The organism is Haemophilus sp. HMSC066D02, assembly GCF_001810545.1.
Taxonomy (GTDB): Bacteria; Pseudomonadota; Gammaproteobacteria; order Enterobacterales; family Pasteurellaceae; genus Haemophilus_D.
Map to the genome: position 1 here is coordinate 360861 of NZ_KV801804.1, position 23969 is coordinate 384829.

Below are 23969 nucleotides of genomic sequence, written 5' to 3' on the forward strand. Positions count from 1 at the left end.
AAGTGCGGTCAATATTATGCGAGTTTTATTAGTAGAAGACGATCCTCTCATCGGCAATGGTCTGCAAATTGGTTTAACGAAATCAGGTTTTATTGTAGATTGGTTTACTGATGGGCAAAGTGGATTAAATGCCTTAATTGGTGCACCTTATGATGCGGTGGTATTGGATTTAACCCTGCCTAAACTGGATGGTTTGGATGTATTAAAACAATGGCGCTCAAATAATCAAGATGTGCCTGTATTGATCTTAACTGCACGTGATACATTGGATGAACGGATTAAAGGCATTCAACAAGGTGCCGATGATTATCTTTGCAAACCTTTTGCTTTGGCTGAAGTGGTGGTGAGATTACAAGCATTAATTCGTCGTCGTTATGGGCAAGTCAAACCACAAATTGAGCATGGCAATGTCAAACTCGATCCTGCACAGCGTAAGGCTTGGTTGAATGAGGATGAAATTACATTAACCGGACGTGAATATAAATTACTCGAGCTTTTTATGCTGAATAAAGAACGAGTGCTTTCACGTGCGACCATTGAAGAAAAACTGTCAAATTGGGATGAAGAATTAAGTAGCAGTGCATTGGATGTACACATTTATAATTTACGTCAAAAATTAGGTAAGCAATTTATTCGTACGGTACATGGCGTAGGCTATGCTTTAGGACAAGTTAATGAAAAATAAACGACTGAGTTTTCGTCTCTTAATCGGTTTGAGTGTGACCGCACTTTGCGTGTGGTGTATTGCTACGGCTGTTGCCTGGACGGTCGTCAAAAAAGAAGTAAAAGATGTGTTTAATGCTCAGCAGGTGCTTTTTGCCGAGCGTTTGGCAACCTCTGATTTGAAAAATGTCTTATTGGATAAAAATGCTAACTTTCCGCGTGGTGGATTTAAACCACAGAAACGTCATTATGATAATGATGCATTGGCCTTTGCCATATTTTCTAACAAAGGTGAAAGATTATTAACCGATGGTGATAATGGCGACAAATTTATTTTCCAAAATAAAACCGGATTTAGTAAAGCGCATATTTTAGATGATGACGATGAATGGCTGATTTATTGGCAACCTGTTGGCAATGGTGAATTGGTGATCGCCGTAGGTCAAGAGTTAGAATATCGTGAAGAGTTAGTCAATAAAATGGTTTTCAGCCAAATAGGAATTTGGTTTGCCGGATTACCAGTACTCTTATTGGTCGCGTTTATTGTAATTTATCGTGCATTAAAACCAATTAATCGATTGAGTCGAAACGTACAAGCTCGCCGACCAGGTGATGTATCGTTATTAGAAACTGATGATGTGCCAACAGAGATTCTACCGTTAGTCCAAAACTTAAATCAATTTTTCACACGTACTAGTGAGCAGTTGGAACGGGAGCGCCGCTTTGTTTCTGATGCAGCACATGAATTACGTAGTCCATTAGCGGCATTACGTATTCAAACAGAAGTCGCACAGTTAGCTGGCGATGATGCACAAACGCGTGAAATGGCCTTAGCGCATTTAACCCAAGGTATCGATCGGGCAACTCAATTAATAGAACAGCTTCTTACGCTTTCCCGCTTAGAGAATCTCAAAGAATTAGATAACCTTGCTGATATTCATTGGTCGGAAATTATCACTTCGCTTATTGGTGATTTATATTTTAGTGCACAACAACGCCAAATCGAATTACAGTTTGAGCATCAGGGAGATCCTGCCGTTAAGCAAGGGCAGCCATTATTACTTACACAAATGCTACGAAACTTATTGGATAATGCCATTAAATACTGTTCTCAAGGCACTCAGGTGCGTGTAATTTTACAGCCTCGTAAAATTCTTATTGAAGATAATGGCGGTGGTGTTGACCCAGAAGAATTAGCGAAATTAGGGCAGCGTTTTTATCGTCCTGCAGGGCAAAATGAAAAGGGAAGTGGACTTGGATTGTCTATTGTGGCAAGAATCGCAGAATTACATCATTACCGCTTTCGCTTAGAAAACATTGAAGCTAACGGACAAATTCAAGGTTTGCGAGCTATTATTGAGTTATAAAAAAGGGCGTTTAATACGCCCTTTTTGTTAAAACATTCCACCAATTAATTCTAATCGACCTTTCTCAACTTTAATTTCCTTGGCAAATTTCTTAATCAGCATTTGTTTCATATCACTTTCATCCAAGGTATAAACTGGCATCCGACTTAATAAGGCTGCCACACCATCACTTAATAGCGGCATAACATCTTGGAGTTGATCCATCACACTATTAGGTTCACCAGACCAGCGTAAAATCCGTAGATTTTTTAAATAGAGCGCACCTTCCTGTGCGTTATATTCTGGAACAGCATCAAAGGTTAAATGCAATTTAGCTGGGTAGGTTTTACCAGATAAACGAATAAGCGTATCAACCAAACCACTCATTTCAACACGATTACTTTCAGTTTGCCCGATTTGAGTCACCAAATCTTTCAGTGCGTAATCCACAGAAAATAATCCTGGAATACCGAGTTTGTCATTAATTGTGCCTTTTTCACTTAAATACTGGTTAATTTGTTGCTCGCTGATGCTAAAAGGGGAAGCTTGTACAGATAGCGTAAAGAAACCTAATGTCAGTACGGTAAGCACTTTTTTGAAAAAATGCATATTTTTCTCCTTGATTGAAAAAGAATAAAAATTTTGTAGAATGTATCGCTTATCTTTTCAATACACAATAAAAATTTAAGTAGAGATTATGACTTTGTCACTTAAAGACCATGTGCAAAAGCTTCTTGAAGAACATCGTGGAGAACGCGTTTTCCGCTTTGAATATTTAGGAAAACATTATTGGTTAAAACAGCCTGAGCAATTAAAAGGGATATGGTTATTATTAAAACCACATCCAAAACAACATTTTAAAGAAGAGTGTGAAATACTACAGCATTTAAATAATATTGGTGCACCAGTACCTAAATTATGCGGTTTCGGTGATGATTATTTAGTATTGGAAGATGCAGGGCCAACATTAAACATCTGGCTGAATGATGAAACATTGTCTTGGGCAGAAAAATCACATATTTTGCATTCAGCGATAGAAATATTGATTAATCTTCATCAACAAGGCATTATTCACGGTCGTCCAGCTATACGAGATATCGCATGGAAAGATGGTAAAATTAGTTTTATGGACTTTGAATCTCATTCAAAAAGCCATAATGAACATTGGTTGATTACACGTGATATGCTAGCATTTTTAGACAGTTTATGTCGTGTGAAAGGCTTAGATGATGAAAAGCTTAATGAATTATTTGATTATTATAAATCTCACTGCCCGACAACTTATTGGGTTGATATGTTGTCATATGTGAGAAGATTTCGTTGGCTTTATTATCTTTTACTTCCGTTCAAACCGATTGCACGAACGGACTTATTGGCCGTTTATCGGTTATTTGAACATTTAACAAAGGAAAATCTATGAAAAAATTATTTTTAGTGGCTGTATTAAGTGCTTTAGTGAGTGCTTGTTCTGTTGGTGTTGGCGCCGGTGGCGGCAGTAATGGTGTTGGCGTTGGTGTAGGTCTAGGCACTGGCTTTGGATTCTAACTATCACTTTAGATAAAGCAAAGTGCAGTTAAAAAATCTTAGGTTTTCAAGAAAATTAGTAGAAATCGCTTGATCTTTTGATTTAGATCACTATAATACACCCCATATTTCGGACGCGGGGTGGAGCAGCTTGGTAGCTCGTCGGGCTCATAACCCGAAGGCCGTCGGTTCAAATCCGGCCCCCGCAACCAATAACAAGTTCAGTAAAAAGAACCCCAAATTTGGGGTTTTTTTGTACGAGAAATTTAGAAACTGGGCTTAGGTTCATTGACGAACCTAACCCTTTTTTTATGTCTGAATTTTAAGATTAGGAGCAAAAATTGGCAACATTAGAACAAAAATTGCAAGAGATGCTTCAAGGTGCAGTAGAAGACTTAGGCTGCGAACTTTGGGGGATTGAATGCCAACGTGCAGGTCGTTTTATGACCGTGCGTTTATTCATTGATAAAGACGGTGGCGTAGGCGTTGATGATTGTGCTGATGTAAGTCGTCAAGTGAGCGCGATTTTAGATGTGGAAGATCCAATTGCGGATAAATATAACCTAGAAGTATCATCACCAGGTCTCGATCGTCCATTATTTACGCTTGAACAATTCCAACGTTATGTAGGCGAGGATATCGCCGTACATTTACGTATTCCCGTTTTAGATCATCGTAAATGGCAAGGTAAATTGGAAAAAATTGAAAATGACATGTTGACACTTATTGTTGATGGTCAGGAACAAGTTCTTATTTTTGGCAACATTCAAAAAGCCAATGTAATCGCAAAATTTTAAAGGAGAAAAAGGAAAATGAGTAAAGAAATTTTGTTAGCTGCTGAAGCAGTATCTAACGAGAAGTTATTACCACGTGAAAAGATTTTTGAAGCGTTAGAGAGTGCAATTGCGCTTTCAACGAAGAAAAAATATGACTATGAAACCGATATTCGTGTGTCTATCAACACCAAAACAGGGGAGTTTGATACATTCCGTCGCTGGTTGGTTGTGGATGAAGTTAAAGTGCCAACAAAAGAAATGACATTAGAAGCGGCACAATTTGAAGATCCTAATATTCAACTTGGTGATTATGTTGAAGACCAAATTGAGTCTATCGCATTTGACCGCATTGCAATGCAAACCGCTCGCCAAGTAATCAGCACTAAAATCCGTGAAGCAGAGCGTGCAAAAGTGGTTGAGCAATTCCGTTCTGAAGAAGGTAAGATTGTTACTGGTACAGTGAAAAAAGTAAATCGTGAAAGCATTATTTTAGATTTAGGCAATAAAGCTGAAGCCGTGATTATGCGTGAAGATATGCTTCCACGTGAAAATTTCCGTCCAGGCGATCGTGTACGTGGTGTGCTTTATAAAGTGAATCCAGAAAGCAAAACCGCACAATTATTTGTGACTCGTGCAAAACCTGAAATGTTAATCGAGTTATTCCGTATTGAAGTACCAGAAATCGGCGAAGAAATGCTTGAAATCCGTGGTGCAGCTCGTGATCCTGGTTCTCGCGCGAAAATTGCGGTGAAATCTAACGATAAACGTATTGACCCAGTTGGTGCATGTGTGGGTATGCGTGGTGCACGCGTTCAAGCGATTACCAATGAATTAGGTGGGGAACGTGTGGATATCGTACTTTGGGATGATAATCCAGCACAGTATGTAATCAATGCGATGGCGCCAGCTGATGTGACATCAATCATTGTGGATGAAGATAACCACTCAATGGATATCGCAGTTAATGCTGATAACCTAGCACAAGCAATTGGTCGTAACGGTCAAAATGTACGTTTAGCGACACAATTAACCGGTTGGACATTAAACGTAATGACCACTGAACAATTAAATGAAAAACATCAAGCGGAAGATATTAAGGTATTGAATTTATTTATGGATAAATTAGGTCTTGATGAAGAGTTTGCTCAAATCTTAGTGGATGAAGGTTTTACTTCATTAGAAGAAGTGGCTTATGTTCCTGTGAGTGAACTGACTGCAATTGATGGTTTAGAAGATGAAGATCTTATCGAAGAGTTACAAGGTCGTGCAAAAGATGCGATTACTGCAACCGCTGCAGCAGAAGAAGAAGCCTTGAAAAAAGCGAATATCGAAGATCGTTTATTAAATCTTGAAGGCATGAACCGTCATATTGCTTTTAAATTAGCTGAAAAACAAATTACTACACTTGAAGAACTTGCAGAGCAAGGTGTAGATGATTTAGCTGATATTGAAGAATTAACCGCAGAGCAGGCCGCTGATTTCATTATGGCTGCTCGTAATATTTGCTGGTTTAGCGAAGAGTAAGGAGTTTAATAATGACTGAAGATGTAAAAAATGCGGATGCGAATGCACCGAAAAAACTAAGTATTCAACGCAGAACAAAAACAACCGTAAGCAGCACAACTGCTGGCGGCAAAGCAAAAGCGGTACAAGTTGAAGTTCGTAAAAAACGCACAGTGCCAACAGATGCTGCTAAAAAAGCGGAAGAAGCAGCAAAATTAAAAGCACAGCAAGAAGCAGAGAAGAAAGCAGCAGAAGAAAAAGCACGTTTAGCTGCTGAGAAAGCGAAAGCCGAAAAAGCTAAGCTTGAAGCAGAAAAGGCAGCGAAACCAGCACAAAGTGCGGTTGAAAATAAACCTAAATCTATTGATCCAGAAAAAGAAAAACGTAAAGCAGAAGAAGCAGAACTTCGTCGTAAAGCGGAAGAACTTGCTCGCCAAAAAGCAGAAGAGCAAGCGCGTAAAGCAGCTGAAGAAGCTAAACGTTATGCTGAGTCTGACTCTTCAAGTAATGATAGTTCATCAGAAGATTACACGGATTATAATTTAAGCTCTCGTTATGCTTTAGAAGCAGAAGACGAAGAAGAACGTCGTAACGAAAATCGTGGTCGTGGCAAAAATAAAGTCGCTAAAGCGAAAAAAGAACGGGATGACGTGAAGAGCGGCAATAAAAATGAGCGCGAATCGAATCGTAAAAATCAAAAAGATGGTAAATTCGGTAAAGGTAAAAATGGTAAAAAAGGTGCCGCATTACAACAAGCCTTCACAAAACCTGTTCAAGTTGTAAAACAAGATGTTGTTATTGGCGAAACCATTACTGTTGCAGAATTAGCAAATAAAATGGCAACCAAAGCGACTGAAATCATCAAAGCAATGATGAAAATGGGCGAAATGGTAACCATTAACCAAGTACTTGACCAAGAGACGGCACAATTAGTGGCTGAAGAATTAGGTCACAAAGTGATTCTTCGCAATGAAAATGAACTCGAAGAAGAAGTATTAGGCGATCGTGATGTTAATGCAGAAAAAGTGACTCGTGCACCGGTTGTAACGATTATGGGTCACGTTGACCATGGTAAAACCTCATTACTTGACTACATTCGTAAAGCGAAAGTCGCAGCAGGTGAGGCGGGTGGTATTACTCAGCACATCGGTGCGTACCATGTAGAAATGGATGACGGCAAAATGATCACCTTCTTAGATACGCCGGGACACGCCGCATTTACCTCAATGCGTGCACGTGGTGCGAAAGCAACGGATATCGTCGTTCTTGTTGTTGCAGCAGATGATGGTGTGATGCCTCAAACCATTGAAGCGATTCAACACGCAAAAGCAGCAGGTGCGCCTTTAGTGGTTGCGGTGAACAAAATTGATAAACCAGAAGCCAACCCAGATCGCGTAGAACAAGAATTACTTCAACACGAAGTGATCTCTGAGAAATTCGGTGGCGATGTACAATTCGTGCCAGTTTCTGCGAAGAAAGGTACCGGTGTTGATGACTTATTAGATGCCATCTTACTTCAATCAGAAGTACTTGAATTAACCGCAGTGAAAGATGGTATGGCAAGTGGTGTGGTGATTGAGTCTTACCTTGATAAAGGTCGTGGTCCAGTTGCGACTATTCTTGTTCAATCTGGTACTTTACGTAAAGGTGATATCGTACTTTGCGGTTTTGAATACGGTCGAGTTCGTGCAATGCGCGATGAAAACGGTAAAGAAATCGATGAAGCAGGCCCATCAATCCCGGTTGAGGTGTTAGGTCTTTCTGGTGTACCAGCAGCAGGTGATGAAGCAACAGTAGTGCGTGATGAGAAAAAAGCACGTGAAGTCGCATTACACCGTCAAGGTAAGTTCCGTGAAGTGAAACTTGCTCGTCAGCAAAAAGCGAAACTTGAAAATATGTTTAGTAATATGGCTGAAGGTGATGTTGCTGAACTGAATATCATTGTGAAAGCAGACGTACAGGGTTCTGTGGAAGCGATTATTCAATCGTTACAAGATCTTTCTACTGATGAAGTGAAAGTGAAAGTTGTTGGTTCTGGTGTAGGTGGTATTTCTGAAACTGATGCAACCCTAGCGGCAGCCTCTAATGCGATTATTGTTGGCTTTAACGTACGTGCGGACGCTTCTGCTCGCCGTATTATCGAAGCAGAAAATATTGACCTTCGTTATTACTCTATCATTTATGAACTATTAAATGATGTGAAAGCAGCGATGAGTGGTATGTTACAACCTGAATTCAAACAAGAAATCATCGGCTTGGCTGAAGTGCGTGATGTATTTAAACATCCGAAATTTGGCGCAATCGCAGGTTGTATGGTAACTGAAGGTGTAGTAAAACGTAACAACCCAATCCGCGTATTACGTGATAACGTGGTAATCTTTGAAGGTGAATTGGAATCTCTCCGTCGCTTTAAAGATGACGTATCGGAAGTCCGTAATGGTATGGAATGTGGTATCGGCGTTAAAAACTACAATGATGTGAAAGTCGGCGACCAAATCGAGGTGTTTGAAGTCGTTGAAATTAAACGTTCAATCTAATCGATAAAAAGAGCGGTCAAAATTTAACGTATTTTTGACCGCTTTTTAATAAGAGAAATATTATGGCAAGAGAATTTAAACGCAGCGATCGCGTTGCACAAGAATTACAAAAAGAAATCGCCATCATTTTGCAACGTGAAGTGAAAGATCCCCGTATTGGCATGGTAACCGTGTCAGATGTGGAAGTATCAAGCGATTTAGCTTATGCAAAAGTGTTTGTCACATTTTTGTTTGATCATGATGAAGTGGCGATTGCACAAGGCATGAAAGGGTTAGAAAAAGCAGCACCTTATATCCGTTCATTAGTGGGTAAAGCGATGCGCTTACGCATTGTGCCGGAAATTCGTTTCTTCTACGATCAATCCTTAGTTGAAGGGATGCGTATGTCTAATTTAGTGACAAACGTGGTACGTGAAGACGAGAAAAAACACGTTGAGGAAAATGACTAATGTCGAGACCTCGTAAGCGTGGACGTGATATTGATGGCGTATTTTTATTAGATAAGCCACAAGGCATGTCATCTAATGATATTATGCAAAAGGTGAAACGCTTATTCCAAGCGAATAAAGCTGGACATACCGGTGCGCTCGATCCATTAGCAACCGGTATGTTACCTATTTGCTTAGGCGAAGCGACAAAGTTTTCCCAGTTTTTATTAGATGCAGATAAACGCTATGTGGTTACAGCAAAATTAGGTGAACGTACGGATACCTCAGATGCTGAAGGACAAGTGGTCGAAACGCGCCCTGTCAATGTGGAAACATCACAAATTTTGACCGCACTTGAACAATTCCGTGGTGATATTTTGCAAGTGCCAACCATGTTTTCTGCGTTAAAACACAATGGGAAACCGTTGTATGAGTACGCTCGCGCAGGCATTACCGTAGAACGTGAAGCACGTCCTATCACGATTTTTGAGCTAAACTTTATCGAGTATCAAGCACCTTTTCTAACCTTAGAAGTGCATTGTTCGAAAGGAGCCTATATTCGTACATTAGTAGATGATTTAGGTGAGGTGTTAGGTTGTGGTGCTCATGTGACCGTGTTACGTCGAACTGCGGTTGCGGATTATCCAACAGAAAAGATGATGACATGGGATGCGTTGCAGACACTTGCAGAGCAAGGTGATCTTGCTCAACTTGATCAACATCTTTTACCGACAGATACAGCGGTCAGTAAATTACCCGCATTACAGCTAAATGCCGAACAGAGTAAAAGTATTGGCTTTGGACAACGAGTCAAATTTGCTAATGAAGCAAAATTACATGGTCAAGTGCGGTTATTTTCTGACGAGAATATCTTTTTAGGCGTAGCACTTGTAGATGATAACAATGTGATTCGTCCACAACGGTTGATTACGCAATCTCTCTAACTATTTGCCTTTCTTTTTTGATTCCAGTAATCTCACCTGTAACCTTTTAATTGCAATCTATGTAAATAAGATATTACAGGTGAATTATGGATGTCCTTAACCATTTACGTCAGGAAATTGATGCGCTCGATCGTGAACTAATTCAACTTTTTGCTAAACGCCTTGAACTGGTAAGCCAGGTAGGAGAAGTTAAGCACGAAAAAGGTTTGCCGATTTATGCGCCAGAGCGTGAATTAGCGATGTTACAAGCTCGCCGAGAAGAAGCGGCTAAAGCGGGGATTTCTCCAGAGCTTATTGAAGATGTGCTGCGTCGTTTCATGCGTGAATCGTATTCCAATGAAAATCAATTTGGTTTTAAAACCCTGAATCCAGCCATTAACAAAATTGTTATTGTCGGCGGTTACGGAAAAATGGGGCAGTTATTTGCCCGTTATTTGCGTGCTTCTGGTTATCCTATTTCTATTTTAGACCGAGATGATTGGGATGTGGCAGAACGCATTTTAACGAATGCGGATGTTGTTATTGTCTCAGTACCGATTGATCACACGTTAGAAACAATAGAACGTTTAAAACCCTATTTAACGGAAAATATGCTGCTGGCGGATCTCACCTCCGTGAAACGTGCACCCTTGGCTAAAATGTTAGACGTGCATAAAGGGGCAGTGGTTGGGCTGCATCCAATGTTTGGTCCCGATATTGCGAGTATGGCAAAACAAGTGGTTGTGCGTTGTGATGGGCGCTTTAGTGAGCGTTATGAATGGTTGTTAGAGCAAATTCAAATCTGGGGTGCAAAAATTTATCAAATTGATGCTGCAGAGCATGATCACAATATGACGTACATTCAAGCATTACGTCACTTTTCTACTTTTGCGAATGGTCTGCATCTTTCTAAACAGCCTGTCAATTTAAGCAATTTATTGGCATTATCTTCCCCGATTTACCGTTTGGAATTAGCCATGATTGGTCGTCTATTTGCCCAAGATGCGACACTTTATGCCGATATTATTATGGATAAGCCAGAAAATTTAGACGTGATTGAAAGCTTGAAACAAACGTATGAAGAAGCGTTACAATTTTTTGAAAAAGGCGATCGACAAGGGTTTATTGATGCTTTCCATCAGGTGAGAGAATGGTTTGGGGAATATTCCGATCAATTTTTACAAGAAAGTCGCCAGTTATTGCAACAAGCTCATGATTTACGTCACGTATAAAGCAAAAGTGCGGTTGATTTTCACCGCACTTTTATTTTGTGGTTTATTGTCTTGCCAAACGTAAATTTTGTGGAATGTCCTCGAAGTTAGAACGGAATGGATTAATATCCAATCCACCACGGCGCGTATAACGCGCATAGACGGTGAGTTTTTCTGGTTTGGCGTAATGCATCAAATCACAGAAAATACGCTCAACACACTGCTCGTGAAACTCATTATGTTGACGGAAAGAAACGATATAACGGAGAAGTTTTTCGCGATCGATTTGTTTGCCCACATAATGAATTTGCACGGTTCCCCAATCCGGCTGACTGGTGATAAGACAGTTAGATTTCAATAAATGGCTGACTAAGTTTTCTTCCACCACGTTATCGGACGTGCAATTTTGCAAAATGTCTGCATCAAATTCGTAGCTGTGGATTTCAATATCCTGTTCGTCAACGCAATCACCCGTTAACGTATCAATACGTTGTCCTTGATAGTGGGATAATGGATGTAAACGTACTTTGACCTCGCCTTGAGCACAAGCACTTAGATCTTCTCGCATAGTGCGTTCTACGCTAGCAAAATCAGCAAATTTACTTTGGTTAAAACTGTTTAAATAGAGTTTAAAGCTTTTTGATTCAATTAAATTTTCACTGCAATAATCAATTTCCACATCGGCAATAGCCACTTGTGGCAAACCTTTTGGATTTAACCAAGAAATTTCATAGGCCGTCCAAATATCAGCGCCTTGGGTAAAAGGCTGTTGTTCGGTAATGCCTAAGCCATCACGATTGAGTTTACGAGGCACGGGTTGTAACAAAGTGCGGTCATAATTTGCCGCATATTCTGTTGCTTGACCGAGTTTTAAAGATTGAAGGCTTTTATCTTGATAGTTCATTTGTTTTCCTAAATGACGAAAGCGTTATAAAAAATTCCACGACACATTCGAGACTAATCGACATTGGTCGCATTTAAAGTAAATTACATCAAATAGTGGTGCGTCTAATGCCCAATCGCTACCACATTGCGGGCAACTGCGTTGTTGTTCCGATTCTAAAGAATGGCCACCGACACGGTATAAATAATAATAGGTCGGTATGCCGTTTTCTTTTTCGATTTCAGCAGCAAGGTAGCGTCCATGTTTGCTGAGCGTGCTATTAACCTCGGAGATTTCATTTAATGCTTCTTTTTCTAAAGCCGAACCATTCATTTGCAACTGATCGCAGGCCTGCCAATTTTCCTGCCATTTAATCAAATCTTGGCTTAAGTGCGGTTGATTTTTTAGCTGTTTATAGAGCGGAATTGGGGAGAAATCATCTCCGCTATGTAATGGCGAGCAAGATTGCAAATGTGTGGTATAAAGTATCTGCCATGCTGGATGGCTGCATTCTGCAGTGCTGTCTGCATTTAAATCATCGGCAATAATTTGAAAACCTTGAAAATTTAGACCGCTCTTTTCAGCATTTTCCATCGCCAGATTTACAGTTTGGTTATTGTTCTCGGGCAAAAGGCTATCTTGCTCAGGGCAAATAACGCGCATTGCAAAACCTTGTTGCTCGTCTTCTTCCGTCAAATAAAGCGGGATTTCACGGCCGATAATTTGCCCGTTATAACGCCATTGGTCGATGACTGCATTAAGCAAACGGCTTTGTTGGCCAATATCATTTTCTAAGGCGATCAATTTAAAAAAAGGTTCGATCAGATACATAATTACAGATTGTGTAAGATTTCTTCGATTTGTTTTAAACCGTTTAAGCGGGTTTCACTTAAGCGAGAGGCAATACCAAGCTCATCAAAAAATTGACGAATATTAAATTGTTGTAATTGGTTTCGCGTTTGGCCGTTGATGTTCTGTAACAACAACCATAACAGACCATTCATAATGCGTGCCTCGCTGTAAGCTTGAAATTGAAACGTATCATCATTTTGTGGAATAGCCTTAAACCAAAGTCCCGCTTCACAGCCTTGAATTGATTGCATTTGAGCCAAATCATCTGGAGAAGGTTGAGAAAGATGTTTACCGGCTTGAATAATGAAACGGAAACGATCTTCCCAATTTTTTGCCTGTTTAATGTTTTCTAGCATGCTAATAACTCTAAGGATTTATCTAATGCCGCAAAAAAAGCGTCCACATTTTGTGGGCTGTTATAAGGCGCAAAAGAAAGTCGTAATGTGGTACGCTCGCCAAGACGGGCTAAGTAAGGTTGTGCACAATGTTCACCAACACGCAACGCAATTTTTTGTTCACTTAATAGAGTAGCAAGATCCGAAGCCGCAATCCCATCAAAAACAAAACATACTACTGAACTCGGTTGCGGTGAATTGAATAAACGACAATTCGGATAGTTTTTTAACCGCGCTTTACTTTGTTCAGCAAGCTCAACGGCATGCGCTTCGGCTGCCTGAAAATCCCATTTTTTGAGCCAATCTAGCACCGCACCAAAGCCAATCACACCAGCAATATTCGGTGTGCCGGCCTCTAATCGATAAGGCAAATCAGCAAAGGTAATACATTCATGGGAGACGCGCTCAATCATTTTCCCGCCGTAAAAAAGTGGTTGTAGCAGGGAAAGTGAGCTTAATTTTCCGCTTAATACACCAATCCCGTTGGGGCCATAAATTTTGTGCGCAGAAAAAGCAATAAAATCCGCATCTAATGCCTGTAAATCAATCTGTATATGACTAATAGCCTGAGCCGCATCGACTAAAACAAGCGCATTGCTATGTTGACGAATTAGGCGAATTAAATGCTGGATATGTTGTTCCGTTCCCGTTACGTTGGAAACAAAATTGAGTGCCACTAATTTGGTTTTCTCATTCAATGCTGCAATTAAAGCATTTTCATCAATTAGCCAATTATCCAAAATAGGCAGAACTTGAATTTTTGCCCCACATTTTTTCGCTGTCTCATGCCACGTAACAAAATTAGCATGATGGTCTGCTTGGCTAATTAGAATCTCGTCATTTGCATGCAAAGAGGGGAGTAAACCGTTGGCAACCAAATTAATGCCATGCGTTGTTCCGGAAGTCCAAATTACGGCTTTTTCATCTTCTGCATTAATTAAGGTTTTGACTAAGTGACGGGCATTTTCATATTGTGCTGTTTGTGCGGCTTCATACTGACTACGATGTACGGAGCCAGCTGATTGATAAAAAGTACTTGTTGCATCAATTAATGCTTGAGGTTTTAGTGCTGTTGCCGCATTATCCAGATAGGCCACAGCATTTGGCGATTTAAAATAAGGAAATTCATTTTTAAATGATTGATAATCAAAAGCCATGTTGACCTCCATGTTTACCTGCTTTGTTCTGTTTGCGCCATTCATAAGGGGCGGTAGGGTTAGGATCACGCCATAAGCCAATTTTTTGTTGTTGGGCAAAATCTTGAGCTTGAAAGTAGAGTGGATTTTTAGCATATTGCGGATAAACCCACGCCATACCGTTTTTTACCATTTCTAAGTTGATGTTTTGTTCTTGCAGGTAAACTGTTGCCAAAATACGCTGGTAGCGATCGTAACCAGAAACCGACAACGTCACATTTTGTTTGAAAACCAGCTGGGAAAGATATTGTTTAGCTTTCTTTCCAAACGGTTGACCTTTTTCCGGAGCATCAATTTCTTGTAATCGCACTTTTAATTGTTTTTTAGTGGGTAAGAGGCAAGTTAAGGTATCGCCATCACTTACCCCAACAACCCAGCACGCCATTTGGCGTTCAGCCGATATTGAAAATGGCGTCCAAAGTGCGGTTAAAATTAGGGTTAAAAATAAGAAGAATTTTCTAATCATTTGGAATTTCTTTGATCTGCATCGCAAAATTTCGCTAAAATGGATGGGTAATTTTAACAAAAAAGCGTAAAATAATTTTTAATTATTATTAAAAAAGTTGATAGAGGAAATATGTTACTCCAAAAAGGCGTTCAACTCGCTCGTTCGCTCATCATTTTATACATTATGTTACTACTCGGCAATTTGATTTCTCACTACATTCCAGTGGGGATTCCAGGCAGTATTTGGGGGTTATTGTTACTTTTTTTAGGTTTAACAACCCATGTGATTCATCTGGAATGGATTTATTTCGGTTCTAGCTTACTGATTCGCTACATGGCGGTGCTTTTGTACCGGTGAGCGTGGGCATTATCAAATATTATGATTTACTCGTGGCTCAGTGGAAAGTTTTACTTATTCCCAATATTCTCAGTACTATTCTGACACTTTTTGTGATTGCATTTATAGGAAACTATTTATTTTACAAACAATCTTTTAGCCATAAACGTAAAAAAGTATTGGAAAAACGTAATCTTCAAGCAGACTAAGGTTTTATTATGCAGTATGCAATTTATCTTTATACCATTTTAACGATTTTCGGATTTTGGCTCGCACTACAAATTAGTAAACGTTGGAAATCGATGATTTTCAATACTTTTGTGCTAACGGTATCCATTCTTGTACTGATTTTAGTGGTTAGCGGTATTCCTTATGATGATTATATGGCAGGCAATGCGCCGATTAATAATTTATTAGGATTGAGTATTGTTGCTCTGGCATTACCGTTGTATGAACAAATTCGTCAAATTGCGAAACAATGGAAAATTATCCTTTCAGTAGTCGCATTGGCCTCAATATTCTCAATGTTTACCGGGGCTATTTTTGCCATTATTTTAGGTGCAAGTCCTGAAATGGTCGCAACGGTATTACCAAAATCAATTACTACGCCAATTGCAATGGAAGTGGCTTCACATTTAGGCGGCATTCCTGCCGTGACGGCGGTAGGTGTGGTTGTCGCCGGTTTACAAGGGTCGGTTTTTGGTTATCTCATCTTGAAAAAAGTTGGGATTAAACAACAAGAAGCGGTCGGTTTATCTGTTGGAGCGGTTTCTCACGCACTGGGCACCGTAAGCTGTATGGAAGCTGATCCGAAAGCGGGGAGTTATAGTTCGATTTCTTTGGTTCTTTGCGGTATTATGAGTTCCATTTTAGCGCCCTTAGTATTCCATGTTATCCGTCTATTTTTATGAGAACCCAATTAGCTGATTTTTGGACTGAACGTTTCCTCCCTGATCCGCCTCGCGAAAAAGATCATCGACCGCCATTTCGTCGTGATCGCGGGCGGATTTTACATTCTGCCGCTTTCCGTTGTTTGCAAGCCAAAACACAGATTCATGCGGTGGGCGAAAATGATTTTTATCGTACGCGTCTAACTCATTCCCTTGAAGTAGCACAAATCGGTAGCAGCCTTGTTTCCCAATTAAAATTTGCGGAAAGTTATATTGCTATTTCAGACCAGCTTCATATTGAAAAAAGTGAATTACAGAAACAACTCAAACCTTTATTACCAAGCAATGATTTAATTGAAAGCTTGTGCTTTGCGCATGATATTGGTCATTCACCGTTTGGCCATGGTGGGGAAGTGGCGCTCAATTATATGATGCGTAACCATGGTGGTTTTGAAGGTAATGCGCAGACATTTCGTATTATTACTAAACTTGAGCCTTATACCGAAACAGCAGGGATGAATTTAACCCGTCGTGCTATTTTAGGCGTGGTGAAATATCCGAATATTTTAGACTTATCTTCCCCACAATATGCCCAGTTGCCGCATGCTGAAAACGCTGATCCGCGTTATGTGAAAATTAGCGATTGGAAACCTGGAAAAGGTTTATTCCGTGATGACGTCACAATGTTTAATTGGTTATTGCAAAACCTTTCTGAAAATGACCGCACTTTGTTTGGCTCATTTCAAAAAGTGCGGTCAAATCCTGCCGAGTTTTTAAAAACACAATTTAAATCTTTAGATTGCAGTATTATGGAGTTGGCGGACGATATTGCGTATGGCGTGCATGATTTAGAAGATGCGATTGTGACCGGCGTAGTAAATCAACATCAATGGCAAGAAGCCTTAGATGAACTTAAAACGATTCCTTCAGATTGGTTGGCAAAAAATATAGAACAAGTCAGCCAACGATTATTCTCTAACCATCATTTCGAGCGTAAAAACGCCATTGGTGCATTAGTGAATTTCTTTATCACCCATGTTCGCTGGAAAGTCACCGGCAATTTTGATGAGCCTTTGTTACGTTATAATGCGGAATTACCACAAGATGTGATTGCGGCATTAAATGTATTCAAAAAATTTGTATGGAAGTACGTGATTCGCCATGTTGAAACGCAACGTATTGAATATAAAGGCCAACGTATTCTCACGGAAATGTTCCAGATTTTTGAGTCTGACCCAGAACGTTTATTGCCAACGAATACGGCTAATCGTTGGAGAAATGCACCGGAGCAGGGCAAAAAACGTATTATTTGTGATTATATCGCGGGCATGTCAGATGCCTATGCCTTAAAGGTTTATCATCAGCTCTAAAATGCGGTTATTTTTATTGATATTTTGAATTTATAGGACAATTTTGTGGCATTAATTAGTTTAACTAACGCTTATCTTTCTTTTAGTGATCATCCCTTACTTGATCACGCTGAACTGCATATTGAACCGAATGAGCGAGTGTGTTTGGTAGGGCGTAACGGTGCAGGTAAATCGACTTTATTAAAAATTATTGCACAGCAAGTCACCATGGATGACGGCAAAGTGCAGTATGAAAAAGATTTAGTGGTTTCACGTTTAGAGCAAGATCCGCCTCGCCATGCTGAAGGGAATGTATTTGATTATGTGGCAGAAGGCATTGAGCATTTAGCGGATTTGTTAAAGGAATATCACCATATTTCACAAGAGTTGACACAAAATTATAGTGAACAAACTCTTAACCAGCTAGCACAAGTGCAAGCCAAATTAGAGCATGCCAACGGCTGGCAATTTGAAAATAAAATTAATGAAGTATTGCAAAAGCTCGAGTTAAACCCCGATACTAAATTAGCCGATTTATCGGGTGGTTGGTTGCGTAAAGCCGCTCTTGCTCGTGCGTTGGTGTGTAATCCTGATGTCTTGTTATTAGATGAACCGACCAACCACTTAGACGTAGATGCAATCGAATGGTTAGAAAACTTCTTATTAGAATTTACCGGAAGTATTGTGTTTATTTCCCACGACCGTTCTTTTATCCGCAAAATGGCGACCCGTATTGTCGATTTAGATCGCGGGAAATTAGTGTCTTATCCAGGTAACTATGATTTATACCTCACCGCTAAAGAGGAAAGCTTACGTGTCGAAGCATTGCAAAATGACCTTTTTGATAAGCGTTTAGCGCAAGAAGAAGTTTGGATTCGTCAAGGGATTAAAGCGCGCCGTACGCGTAATGAAGGGCGCGTGCGCGCTTTAAAAGCCATGCGTGAAGAACGTCGCCAACGTCGTGAAGTGATGGGCACCGCCAAGTTACAATTAGATAACTCAAGTCGTTCTGGCAAAATCGTATTTGAAATAGAAAATGTGAGCTATGAGATTGAAGGCAAACAGCTGCTCAAAGATTTCAGCACGACTATTTTACGTGGCGATAAAATTGCTTTAGTGGGACCAAATGGTTGTGGAAAAACCACCTTTATTAAACTTTTATTAGGTGAAATCAAGCCAACGAGTGGTCGTATTCATTGCGGTACAAAATTAGATATCGCTTATTTTGACCAATATCGTGCTGATCTTGATCCGGAAAAAACGGTGATGGATAACGTTGCCGATGGTAAGCAGGATATTGAAGTCAATGGTGTAAAACGTCATGTATTAGGCTATTTGCAGGATTTCTTATTTCCACCGAAACGCGCCATGACACCAGTCAAAGCTCTTTCAGGTGGTGAACGTAATCGTTTGTTATTGGCTAAATTATTACTGAAACCGAATAATCTACTGATTCTCGATGAACCAACCAATGACTTGGATGTAGAAACCTTAGAATTACTGGAAGAAATCCTCACCGATTATCAAGGCACTTTGTTGATTGTCAGCCATGATCGTCAGTTTATTGATAATGTCGCGACTGAGTGTTATTTCTTTGAAGGCGACGGCGTATTAAATAAATACGTGGGCGGTTTCTTTGATGCGAAAGGACAACAAGCCAATTACTTTGCAATGAAAGCAGAGCAAGAGGCTCAAAAAGTCAAAAAAGATGCACCAAAAGTACAGGAAAGTGCGGTTAAAAATGACGTTGTTTCTCAAAAGCCGAAATCCGTGAAACTTTCTTATAAAGAACAACGTGAGTTAGAACAGCTACCACAATTATTGGAAGAATTGGAAGAGAAAATTACTGCACTTCAAGCTGAAATTGGTGACCCTCACTTTTTCCAACAAGCCCATGATGTAACGGATGCAAAGCTAAAAGAATTAGCGGATACGGAAGCAGAGCTTGAAACTGCATTTATGCGATGGGAAGAACTTGAAGAGAAAAAGACTCAAGCAGAAGCAAAATAGGGTATAGGTAAAAAGAAACCGAGCTAAATAGCTCGGTTCTTTTATTACATATTACTAATAAAAATCACCAAAATAATCACTGGAACTACAAATTTCACATAGTTAAACCAAATTGTGGTGAAAAGTGAATTTGGCGTTGGTGATAGCTCTTTTTTTGCATCGTCTTTTAACACAAAACCAACGAAAATAGCACAACCAAGTGCGGTCAACATAAAGAGAATATTGCCGCTGACGAAATCGAAGGCATCGAAAATGCTTTTACCGAAGATAGTGAAATCTTTCCAAAGGTTGTCACCTAAAATAGATGGCACATTACCCAATAAGAAAATCCCCATCAAGGTAACAAAAATCGCTTTACCACGGCGCATTCTGAGTTTTTCTTGTAATGCGGTGATGATGACTTCATAAATGGTAATTGATGTGGTTAATGCCGCAATAAGCAATAAGCCGAAGAATACGATAGCAAAGAATTTACCCGCCCATAAATGTGAGAATACAATTGGTAAACTTTGGAAAACCAAGGTTGGGCCAGCGTTAGGTTCAATGCCGAATGTGAATAATGATGGGAAGATCATAAAACCACATAACACAGCGATAATAGTATTGGTGAAACCTGTAATAACTGCTGTATGAATAAGGTTTTCTTCTTTGTTTAAATAGCTGGAGAGGGTAATTAATACACCGAAACCCAGGCTTAATGCGAAGAACACTTGACCTAATACGAAAATGAATAATTTAGGTGTGATTTTGCTGAAATCAGGTTTTAAGTAGAAAGTCACACCTTCCATTGCACCCGGTAAGGTAAGATTACGAATTACCATGCCGATGAGGAAAATGAAGAGTAATGGCATTAAGTATTTTACAGAACGTTCAATCCCGCCAATAATACCTTTCGCCAAAATAATGTAATTTACTGCCACGAACAGGAAGGTGTAAAGCATGATTTCCCATGGGCTGTTGCTGATGTGTAAATCGTAGAAATCTTTGGCCACTTCTTTTGTAATTGGGGCGTTAATATCAAGGGTGTTATTCATCAGACTGATGATATAAGACATCACCCAACCACCTAATACCATGTAATAAGCCATGATACCAAATGCGCCAAGAAGCCCCATGTAACCAAGAATCTTCCAATATTTGGAAATGTTTTTACCTTTATCTTGGATTTTGTCGCCAAAGGCATCAATGGAATTCACACGCAAACGGCGACCAATAACGTTTTCCACTAAAATCATTGGGATACCAATGACAATCATCGCGATACAAAAAAGGAGTACGTAGGCACCACCGCCATTTTCACCCACTAAATAAGGGAAGCGCCACGTTGCCCCAAAGCCAACTGTCGCACCCGCAACGGTGAGCACATAAGTTAGTCGGCTAGACCACGTTTGGCGAGATTGATTGTTTGTTGTCATAATCTATTCCGTTTGATTTTATTCGTTTAATATTCTGTTTTTTCTTTGTATTCGCAGAGATCTTCAATGATGCAAGCACCGCAGCGAGGTTTGCGCGCGGTACAAGTATAGCGCCCGTGCAAAATAAGCCAGTGATGTACATCTACTTTAAATTCTTTTGGCACAACTTTGAGCAGTTTTTCTTCCACTTTTACCACATCTTTGCCAGGGGCAAAATTCGTGCGGTTGCATACGCGAAAAATATGCGTATCTACTGCAATAGTCGGGTGACCGAAAGCGGTATTTAACACGACATTCGCGGTTTTTCTGCCGACACCCGCAAGGGCTTCTAAGGCTTCACGGCTTTCAGGTACTTCGCCGTTGTGTTTCTCAACTAAATCACGGCAGGTTTTAATGATATTTTCCGCTTTGCTGTTATAAAGCCCGATGGTTTTAATGTATTCTTTTAGCCCCTCTAAGCCGAGATCTAAAATAGCTTGTGGGGTATTTGCCACAGGGAATAATTTTGCTGTCGCTTTATTCACGCCTTTATCGGTCGCTTGAGCCGATAAGATCACCGCGATGAGTAGTTCAAAAGGCGAATTATACTCTAATTCCGTAGTGGGATGCGGGTTTTGCTCCCGAAGTCGAGTGAGGATTTCAATTCGTTTAGCTTGGTTCATTTTTTCATATCAATTCGGTTTTTAATCGCCAGTAGGATGCCTAATCCAATAAACGCACCTGGCGGAAGAATAAAGAGTAAAAAGCTGCTGTCAGCGTGATAAATATGCAATGTCAGGAATTTGGCGCCTTGACCAAATAGATTTTCAATCCCTTCAAAAAGGGTACCTTGGCCTAAGATTTCACGTAACGCACCTAATACGGTGATACTTAATGCCATACCTAATCCCATCGAAAAACCATCCCAGGCAGCATGTGCTACGCTATTTTTAGAGGCAAAGGCTTCTGCACGACCGATGACGATACAGTTAGTCACGATTAAAGGAATAAAAATCCCTAGCGCTTGATAAAGTGTATAGGTATAAGCATTCATCAATAATTGCACCACGGTTACGGTGGTGGCAATAATCATCACATAAATCGGGATACGGATTTCATGAGGGATTTGCTTACGAAAGAGCGAAACAACGGTGTTTGTACAGGTTAAAACCAACATAGTCGCCAAACCTAAACCTAATGCATTTGTTGCAGTACTTGAAACAGCCAACAGCGGACAAAGCCCCAATAATTGCACGAGGGTAGAGTTGTTTTTCCATACGCCTTGAATAAAGATTTCTTTCCAAACAGAAGGCGTTTGCATTATTTCTTCTGAATTTTCAACCGCACTTTGCTCATCAAGTGCGGTCGTTTTTTCGGTTAAATCTGTCATAATAAATATCCTATTGCGCGTATTTTTTTGCCATCTCGTTGAGTAATGCCTCATTTTCAAGCATCACGAGAGCAGAGCGTTTTACTTGATTCACAATCGCGCGTGGCGTAATCGTTGCGCCAGAAAATTGGTCGAATTTACCGCCATCTTTTTTGACCGCCCAATCTTTTAGGCTTTCCGGTACAATAACTTGGTTTGTAAAACTTAAAATCCAGTCAGAAATGCGAAGTTCGATTTTATCGCCTAACCCAGGGGTTTCATGGTGTTCGATGACACGCACACCTAAAACTTCACCTTTTGGTGTAATACCCACCAATAAACGGATATTTCCTGAATAACCATCTGGTGCCGTTGTTTCATAAGCATAGGCAGTTGGTACATGATCTTTAATAGCAAAATAGAGTTTTTGAATGCCTTTGAGTTTATCTTGCTCAGGCGTTTCTACGCTTTCAAGCAAGTTATTATTAAAATAATCTTGAGGGATGACTTGGAGCAATAATGCTTTTTGTTGTTCAGCCATGGCTTCATCAATTTTATCTTTTGTCAGCATATAAATGCCTGCAGAAACAGCGGTACATACAAGCGCAATAAAACCTAATAACAAACCAAAACGGGAGGTGACTTTAAAAATACCCATTATTTTCTCCCTTTTGCAAAGTGTCCCGCTACGCGAGGACGGGTGTAGTAGTCGATAAGTGGCACACAAATATTACTTAACAAAATCGCAAATGCCACGCCGTCAGGGTAGTTTCCAAAGTAACGAATGAGGTAAACCAATAATCCGACCAAGGAACCAAATACAAGCTTGCCGCGAGGTGTAATAGATGCTGTGACAGGGTCAGTGGCAATAAAGAACGCGCCAAACATCATGGCACCGCTAAAGAGTTGGCTAATCATACTTAAATGATGATGGCCTGACATCGCAGTGATAGTCGCTAAGGTCACAAAGGTCACGAGCATTGAAACGGGAATTTGCCAGTGAATTTTTTTCTTTAAAATTAATATAATTCCACCAAGCATGAATGCCAGATTGACTTGCCACCAACCTTCAGCAAAGTCAGTCCCGTTTTGTAATAAAATCGGTAATTTTACAAAATCATGGAATACGCTTTCATCGCCTTGATGCAAGTTATAGAAGATTTTGGCACTGTCTAATGGCGTAGCTTGCGTAATTCCATCAATGGAATGAACAAGTTGACTCAAACTAAATCCATCAGTGGTTAAGCCTGTGAAAACTAAAGAAATGGAGTCTGCAAATGTTGGAGGTTCATTTAATAATGAAATCGGTGGCATCCAACTTGTCATTTGCAGTGGGAAAGAAATCAATAGCACCACATAACCCACCATAGCCGGATTAAACGGGTTTTGCCCCAATCCACCATAAACATGTTTACCTAGAATAACTGCGGAAAGCGTACCGATTAAAATCACCCAATAAGGTGCATAAGGCGGAATTGCCATCGCTAAAATTAAGGCAGTAAGTACCACACTAAAATCTGAAATGTAGACTAGGTTTGGCTTATTGCGCAATTTGGTCACAATAAACTCAAGCAATAATGCGAAAGAAATAGCCAAAGCGGACTGCACCAAAACACCCATTCCAAAATAATAAATCTGTGTGATCAGGGCAGGCAGCATGGCTGCAATCACCCATAACATAATACGGGCGGTTAATTTGCCTGAATGGGTATGAGGCGAACTCACCATTTTCTTAAACATAATCTTTTCCTGCGTTATTCTGTTTCTTTGGCTGCTTCAGCGGCCGCTTTTTTTGCTTTAGCTCTTGCTATGGCTGCTGCGATAGCGGCTTTTTTTGGATCAAGTGAGGTTGGATTTTCATCTGTTTTTTCGACCGCGCTTTCAGTTTCATTTATCGCAACAGTTTCACCTTGAGCAGCAGCTTTCTTGGCTTTGG

25 protein-coding genes, 1 tRNA gene and 1 pseudogene are annotated in these 23969 nt (G+C 40.1%); 15 read left to right on the forward strand and 12 right to left on the reverse strand.

What is annotated here, in order from left to right; all coding sequences use genetic code 11:
• Positions 1-16 precede the first annotated feature (16 nt).
• Positions 17-685 carry a response regulator gene (locus HMPREF2750_RS02000; RefSeq protein WP_070582377.1) on the forward strand — a complete coding sequence of 223 codons (669 nt, stop codon included), beginning with the start codon at positions 17-19 and terminating at the stop codon, positions 683-685.
• Positions 675-2030 (forward strand): quorum sensing histidine kinase QseC, encoded by a 1356-nt coding sequence (qseC, locus tag HMPREF2750_RS02005; RefSeq protein WP_070582378.1) that lies wholly within the window; start codon positions 675-677, stop codon positions 2028-2030. Before HMPREF2750_RS02000 ends, qseC begins: the two co-directional genes overlap by 11 nt.
• A 27-nt stretch (positions 2031-2057) precedes the next feature.
• On the opposite strand, the gene HMPREF2750_RS02010 is transcribed toward qseC, so the two are convergent.
• The gene (locus HMPREF2750_RS02010; protein WP_070582379.1) at positions 2058-2618 is read right to left on the reverse strand and encodes a YceB family lipoprotein; all 561 of its coding nucleotides are present in this window, start codon (positions 2616-2618) and stop codon (positions 2058-2060) included.
• Positions 2619-2706: 88 nt separating this feature from the next.
• Between HMPREF2750_RS02010 and HMPREF2750_RS02015 the strand changes: the two genes are divergently transcribed.
• From HMPREF2750_RS02015 to tyrA, 9 genes are all read left to right on the forward strand, one after another.
• Positions 2707-3429 carry a BUD32 family EKC/KEOPS complex subunit gene (locus HMPREF2750_RS02015; protein ID WP_070582380.1) on the forward strand — a complete coding sequence of 241 codons (723 nt, stop codon included), beginning with the start codon at positions 2707-2709 and terminating at the stop codon, positions 3427-3429.
• A complete protein-coding gene (locus HMPREF2750_RS10120; protein ID WP_005696016.1) occupies positions 3426-3554 on the forward strand; it encodes a hypothetical protein in 129 nt (42 codons plus the stop codon). The genes HMPREF2750_RS02015 and HMPREF2750_RS10120 overlap by 4 nt, the downstream gene beginning before the upstream one ends.
• Positions 3555-3668: 114 nt before the next feature.
• A tRNA-Met gene (locus HMPREF2750_RS02025) sits at positions 3669-3745 on the forward strand.
• A 129-nt stretch (positions 3746-3874) separates the two neighbouring features.
• A complete protein-coding gene (gene rimP, locus HMPREF2750_RS02030; protein WP_070582381.1) occupies positions 3875-4330 on the forward strand; it encodes a ribosome maturation factor RimP in 456 nt (151 codons plus the stop codon).
• A 15-nt stretch (positions 4331-4345) separates the two neighbouring features.
• Complete coding sequence (gene nusA, locus HMPREF2750_RS02035) at positions 4346-5833, forward strand: transcription termination factor NusA (RefSeq protein ID WP_070582382.1); 1488 nt, start codon at positions 4346-4348, stop codon at positions 5831-5833.
• An 11-nt stretch (positions 5834-5844) separates the two neighbouring features.
• Entirely contained in the window at positions 5845-8349 is a 2505-nt protein-coding gene (gene infB, locus HMPREF2750_RS02040) for a translation initiation factor IF-2 (RefSeq protein ID WP_070582383.1), read from the forward strand.
• A gap of 62 nt (positions 8350-8411) precedes the next feature.
• On the forward strand, positions 8412-8798 hold the full coding sequence (gene rbfA, locus HMPREF2750_RS02045) for a 30S ribosome-binding factor RbfA (RefSeq protein WP_005696020.1): 387 nt from the start codon (positions 8412-8414) through the stop codon (positions 8796-8798).
• Positions 8798-9721: a tRNA pseudouridine(55) synthase TruB gene (truB, locus tag HMPREF2750_RS02050; protein WP_070582384.1), complete on the forward strand. Its 924-nt coding sequence runs from the start codon at positions 8798-8800 to the stop codon at positions 9719-9721. Before rbfA ends, truB begins: the two co-directional genes overlap by 1 nt.
• An 86-nt stretch (positions 9722-9807) precedes the next feature.
• Positions 9808-10932 carry a bifunctional chorismate mutase/prephenate dehydrogenase gene (tyrA, locus tag HMPREF2750_RS02055; RefSeq protein WP_070582385.1) on the forward strand — a complete coding sequence of 375 codons (1125 nt, stop codon included), beginning with the start codon at positions 9808-9810 and terminating at the stop codon, positions 10930-10932.
• A gap of 43 nt (positions 10933-10975) precedes the next feature.
• Here tyrA and queF read toward each other — a convergent pair whose 3' ends face one another.
• Genes queF through HMPREF2750_RS02080 form a run of 5 tightly spaced genes read right to left on the reverse strand, consistent with a single transcriptional unit; the run spans position 10976 to position 14703 of the window.
• Entirely contained in the window at positions 10976-11815 is an 840-nt protein-coding gene (queF, locus tag HMPREF2750_RS02060) for an NADPH-dependent 7-cyano-7-deazaguanine reductase QueF (RefSeq protein WP_070582386.1), read from the reverse strand.
• 24 nt (positions 11816-11839) lie between these two features.
• Positions 11840-12625 (reverse strand): Zn-ribbon-containing protein, encoded by a 786-nt coding sequence (locus tag HMPREF2750_RS02065; RefSeq protein WP_070582387.1) that lies wholly within the window; start codon positions 12623-12625, stop codon positions 11840-11842.
• A 2-nt stretch (positions 12626-12627) separates the two neighbouring features.
• Positions 12628-13002: a SufE family protein gene (locus HMPREF2750_RS02070; RefSeq protein ID WP_070582388.1), complete on the reverse strand. Its 375-nt coding sequence runs from the start codon at positions 13000-13002 to the stop codon at positions 12628-12630.
• Positions 12996-14198 carry a cysteine desulfurase gene (locus HMPREF2750_RS02075; RefSeq protein WP_070582389.1) on the reverse strand — a complete coding sequence of 401 codons (1203 nt, stop codon included), beginning with the start codon at positions 14196-14198 and terminating at the stop codon, positions 12996-12998. The genes HMPREF2750_RS02070 and HMPREF2750_RS02075 overlap by 7 nt, the downstream gene beginning before the upstream one ends.
• On the reverse strand, positions 14188-14703 hold the full coding sequence (locus HMPREF2750_RS02080; protein ID WP_070582390.1) for a thermonuclease family protein: 516 nt from the start codon (positions 14701-14703) through the stop codon (positions 14188-14190). Before HMPREF2750_RS02080 ends, HMPREF2750_RS02075 begins: the two co-directional genes overlap by 11 nt.
• Before the next feature lie 111 nt (positions 14704-14814).
• On the opposite strand from HMPREF2750_RS02080, the pseudogene HMPREF2750_RS02085 reads away from it, so the two are divergent.
• The 4 genes and pseudogenes from HMPREF2750_RS02085 (at position 14815) to HMPREF2750_RS02100 (ending at position 19270) form a co-directional block, all read left to right on the forward strand.
• Positions 14815-15230 (forward strand): annotated as a pseudogene (locus tag HMPREF2750_RS02085) (CidA/LrgA family protein).
• Positions 15231-15236: 6 nt separating this feature from the next.
• Positions 15237-15932 (forward strand): CidB/LrgB family autolysis modulator, encoded by a 696-nt coding sequence (locus tag HMPREF2750_RS02090; protein WP_070582391.1) that lies wholly within the window; start codon positions 15237-15239, stop codon positions 15930-15932.
• On the forward strand, positions 15929-17281 hold the full coding sequence (locus tag HMPREF2750_RS02095) for an anti-phage deoxyguanosine triphosphatase (protein WP_070582392.1): 1353 nt from the start codon (positions 15929-15931) through the stop codon (positions 17279-17281). The genes HMPREF2750_RS02090 and HMPREF2750_RS02095 overlap by 4 nt, the downstream gene beginning before the upstream one ends.
• A gap of 45 nt (positions 17282-17326) precedes the next feature.
• Complete coding sequence (locus HMPREF2750_RS02100) at positions 17327-19270, forward strand: ABC transporter ATP-binding protein (protein ID WP_070582393.1); 1944 nt, start codon at positions 17327-17329, stop codon at positions 19268-19270.
• Between the two features lie 44 nt (positions 19271-19314).
• Here the strand turns inward: HMPREF2750_RS02100 and HMPREF2750_RS02105 are convergent, their stop codons facing one another.
• The 6 genes from HMPREF2750_RS02105 to HMPREF2750_RS10020 all read right to left on the reverse strand — a co-directional run.
• Complete coding sequence (locus HMPREF2750_RS02105; RefSeq protein ID WP_070582394.1) at positions 19315-20685, reverse strand: sodium-dependent transporter; 1371 nt, start codon at positions 20683-20685, stop codon at positions 19315-19317.
• 26 nt (positions 20686-20711) lie between these two features.
• Entirely contained in the window at positions 20712-21347 is a 636-nt protein-coding gene (gene nth / locus HMPREF2750_RS02110) for an endonuclease III (RefSeq protein WP_005696036.1), read from the reverse strand.
• Positions 21344-22054, reverse strand: a complete 711-nt coding sequence (locus tag HMPREF2750_RS02115) for an electron transport complex subunit E (protein WP_070582395.1) — start codon at positions 22052-22054, stop codon at positions 21344-21346. The genes nth and HMPREF2750_RS02115 overlap by 4 nt, the downstream gene beginning before the upstream one ends.
• A 10-nt stretch (positions 22055-22064) precedes the next feature.
• Complete coding sequence (rsxG, locus tag HMPREF2750_RS02120) at positions 22065-22691, reverse strand: electron transport complex subunit RsxG (RefSeq protein WP_049384776.1); 627 nt, start codon at positions 22689-22691, stop codon at positions 22065-22067.
• Positions 22691-23773 (reverse strand): electron transport complex subunit RsxD, encoded by a 1083-nt coding sequence (rsxD, locus tag HMPREF2750_RS02125; RefSeq protein ID WP_070582396.1) that lies wholly within the window; start codon positions 23771-23773, stop codon positions 22691-22693. The genes rsxG and rsxD overlap by 1 nt, the downstream gene beginning before the upstream one ends.
• 14 nt (positions 23774-23787) lie before the next feature.
• The coding region (locus tag HMPREF2750_RS10020) for a hypothetical protein (protein WP_186821565.1) at positions 23788-23969 on the reverse strand (182 nt) is incomplete at its 5' end.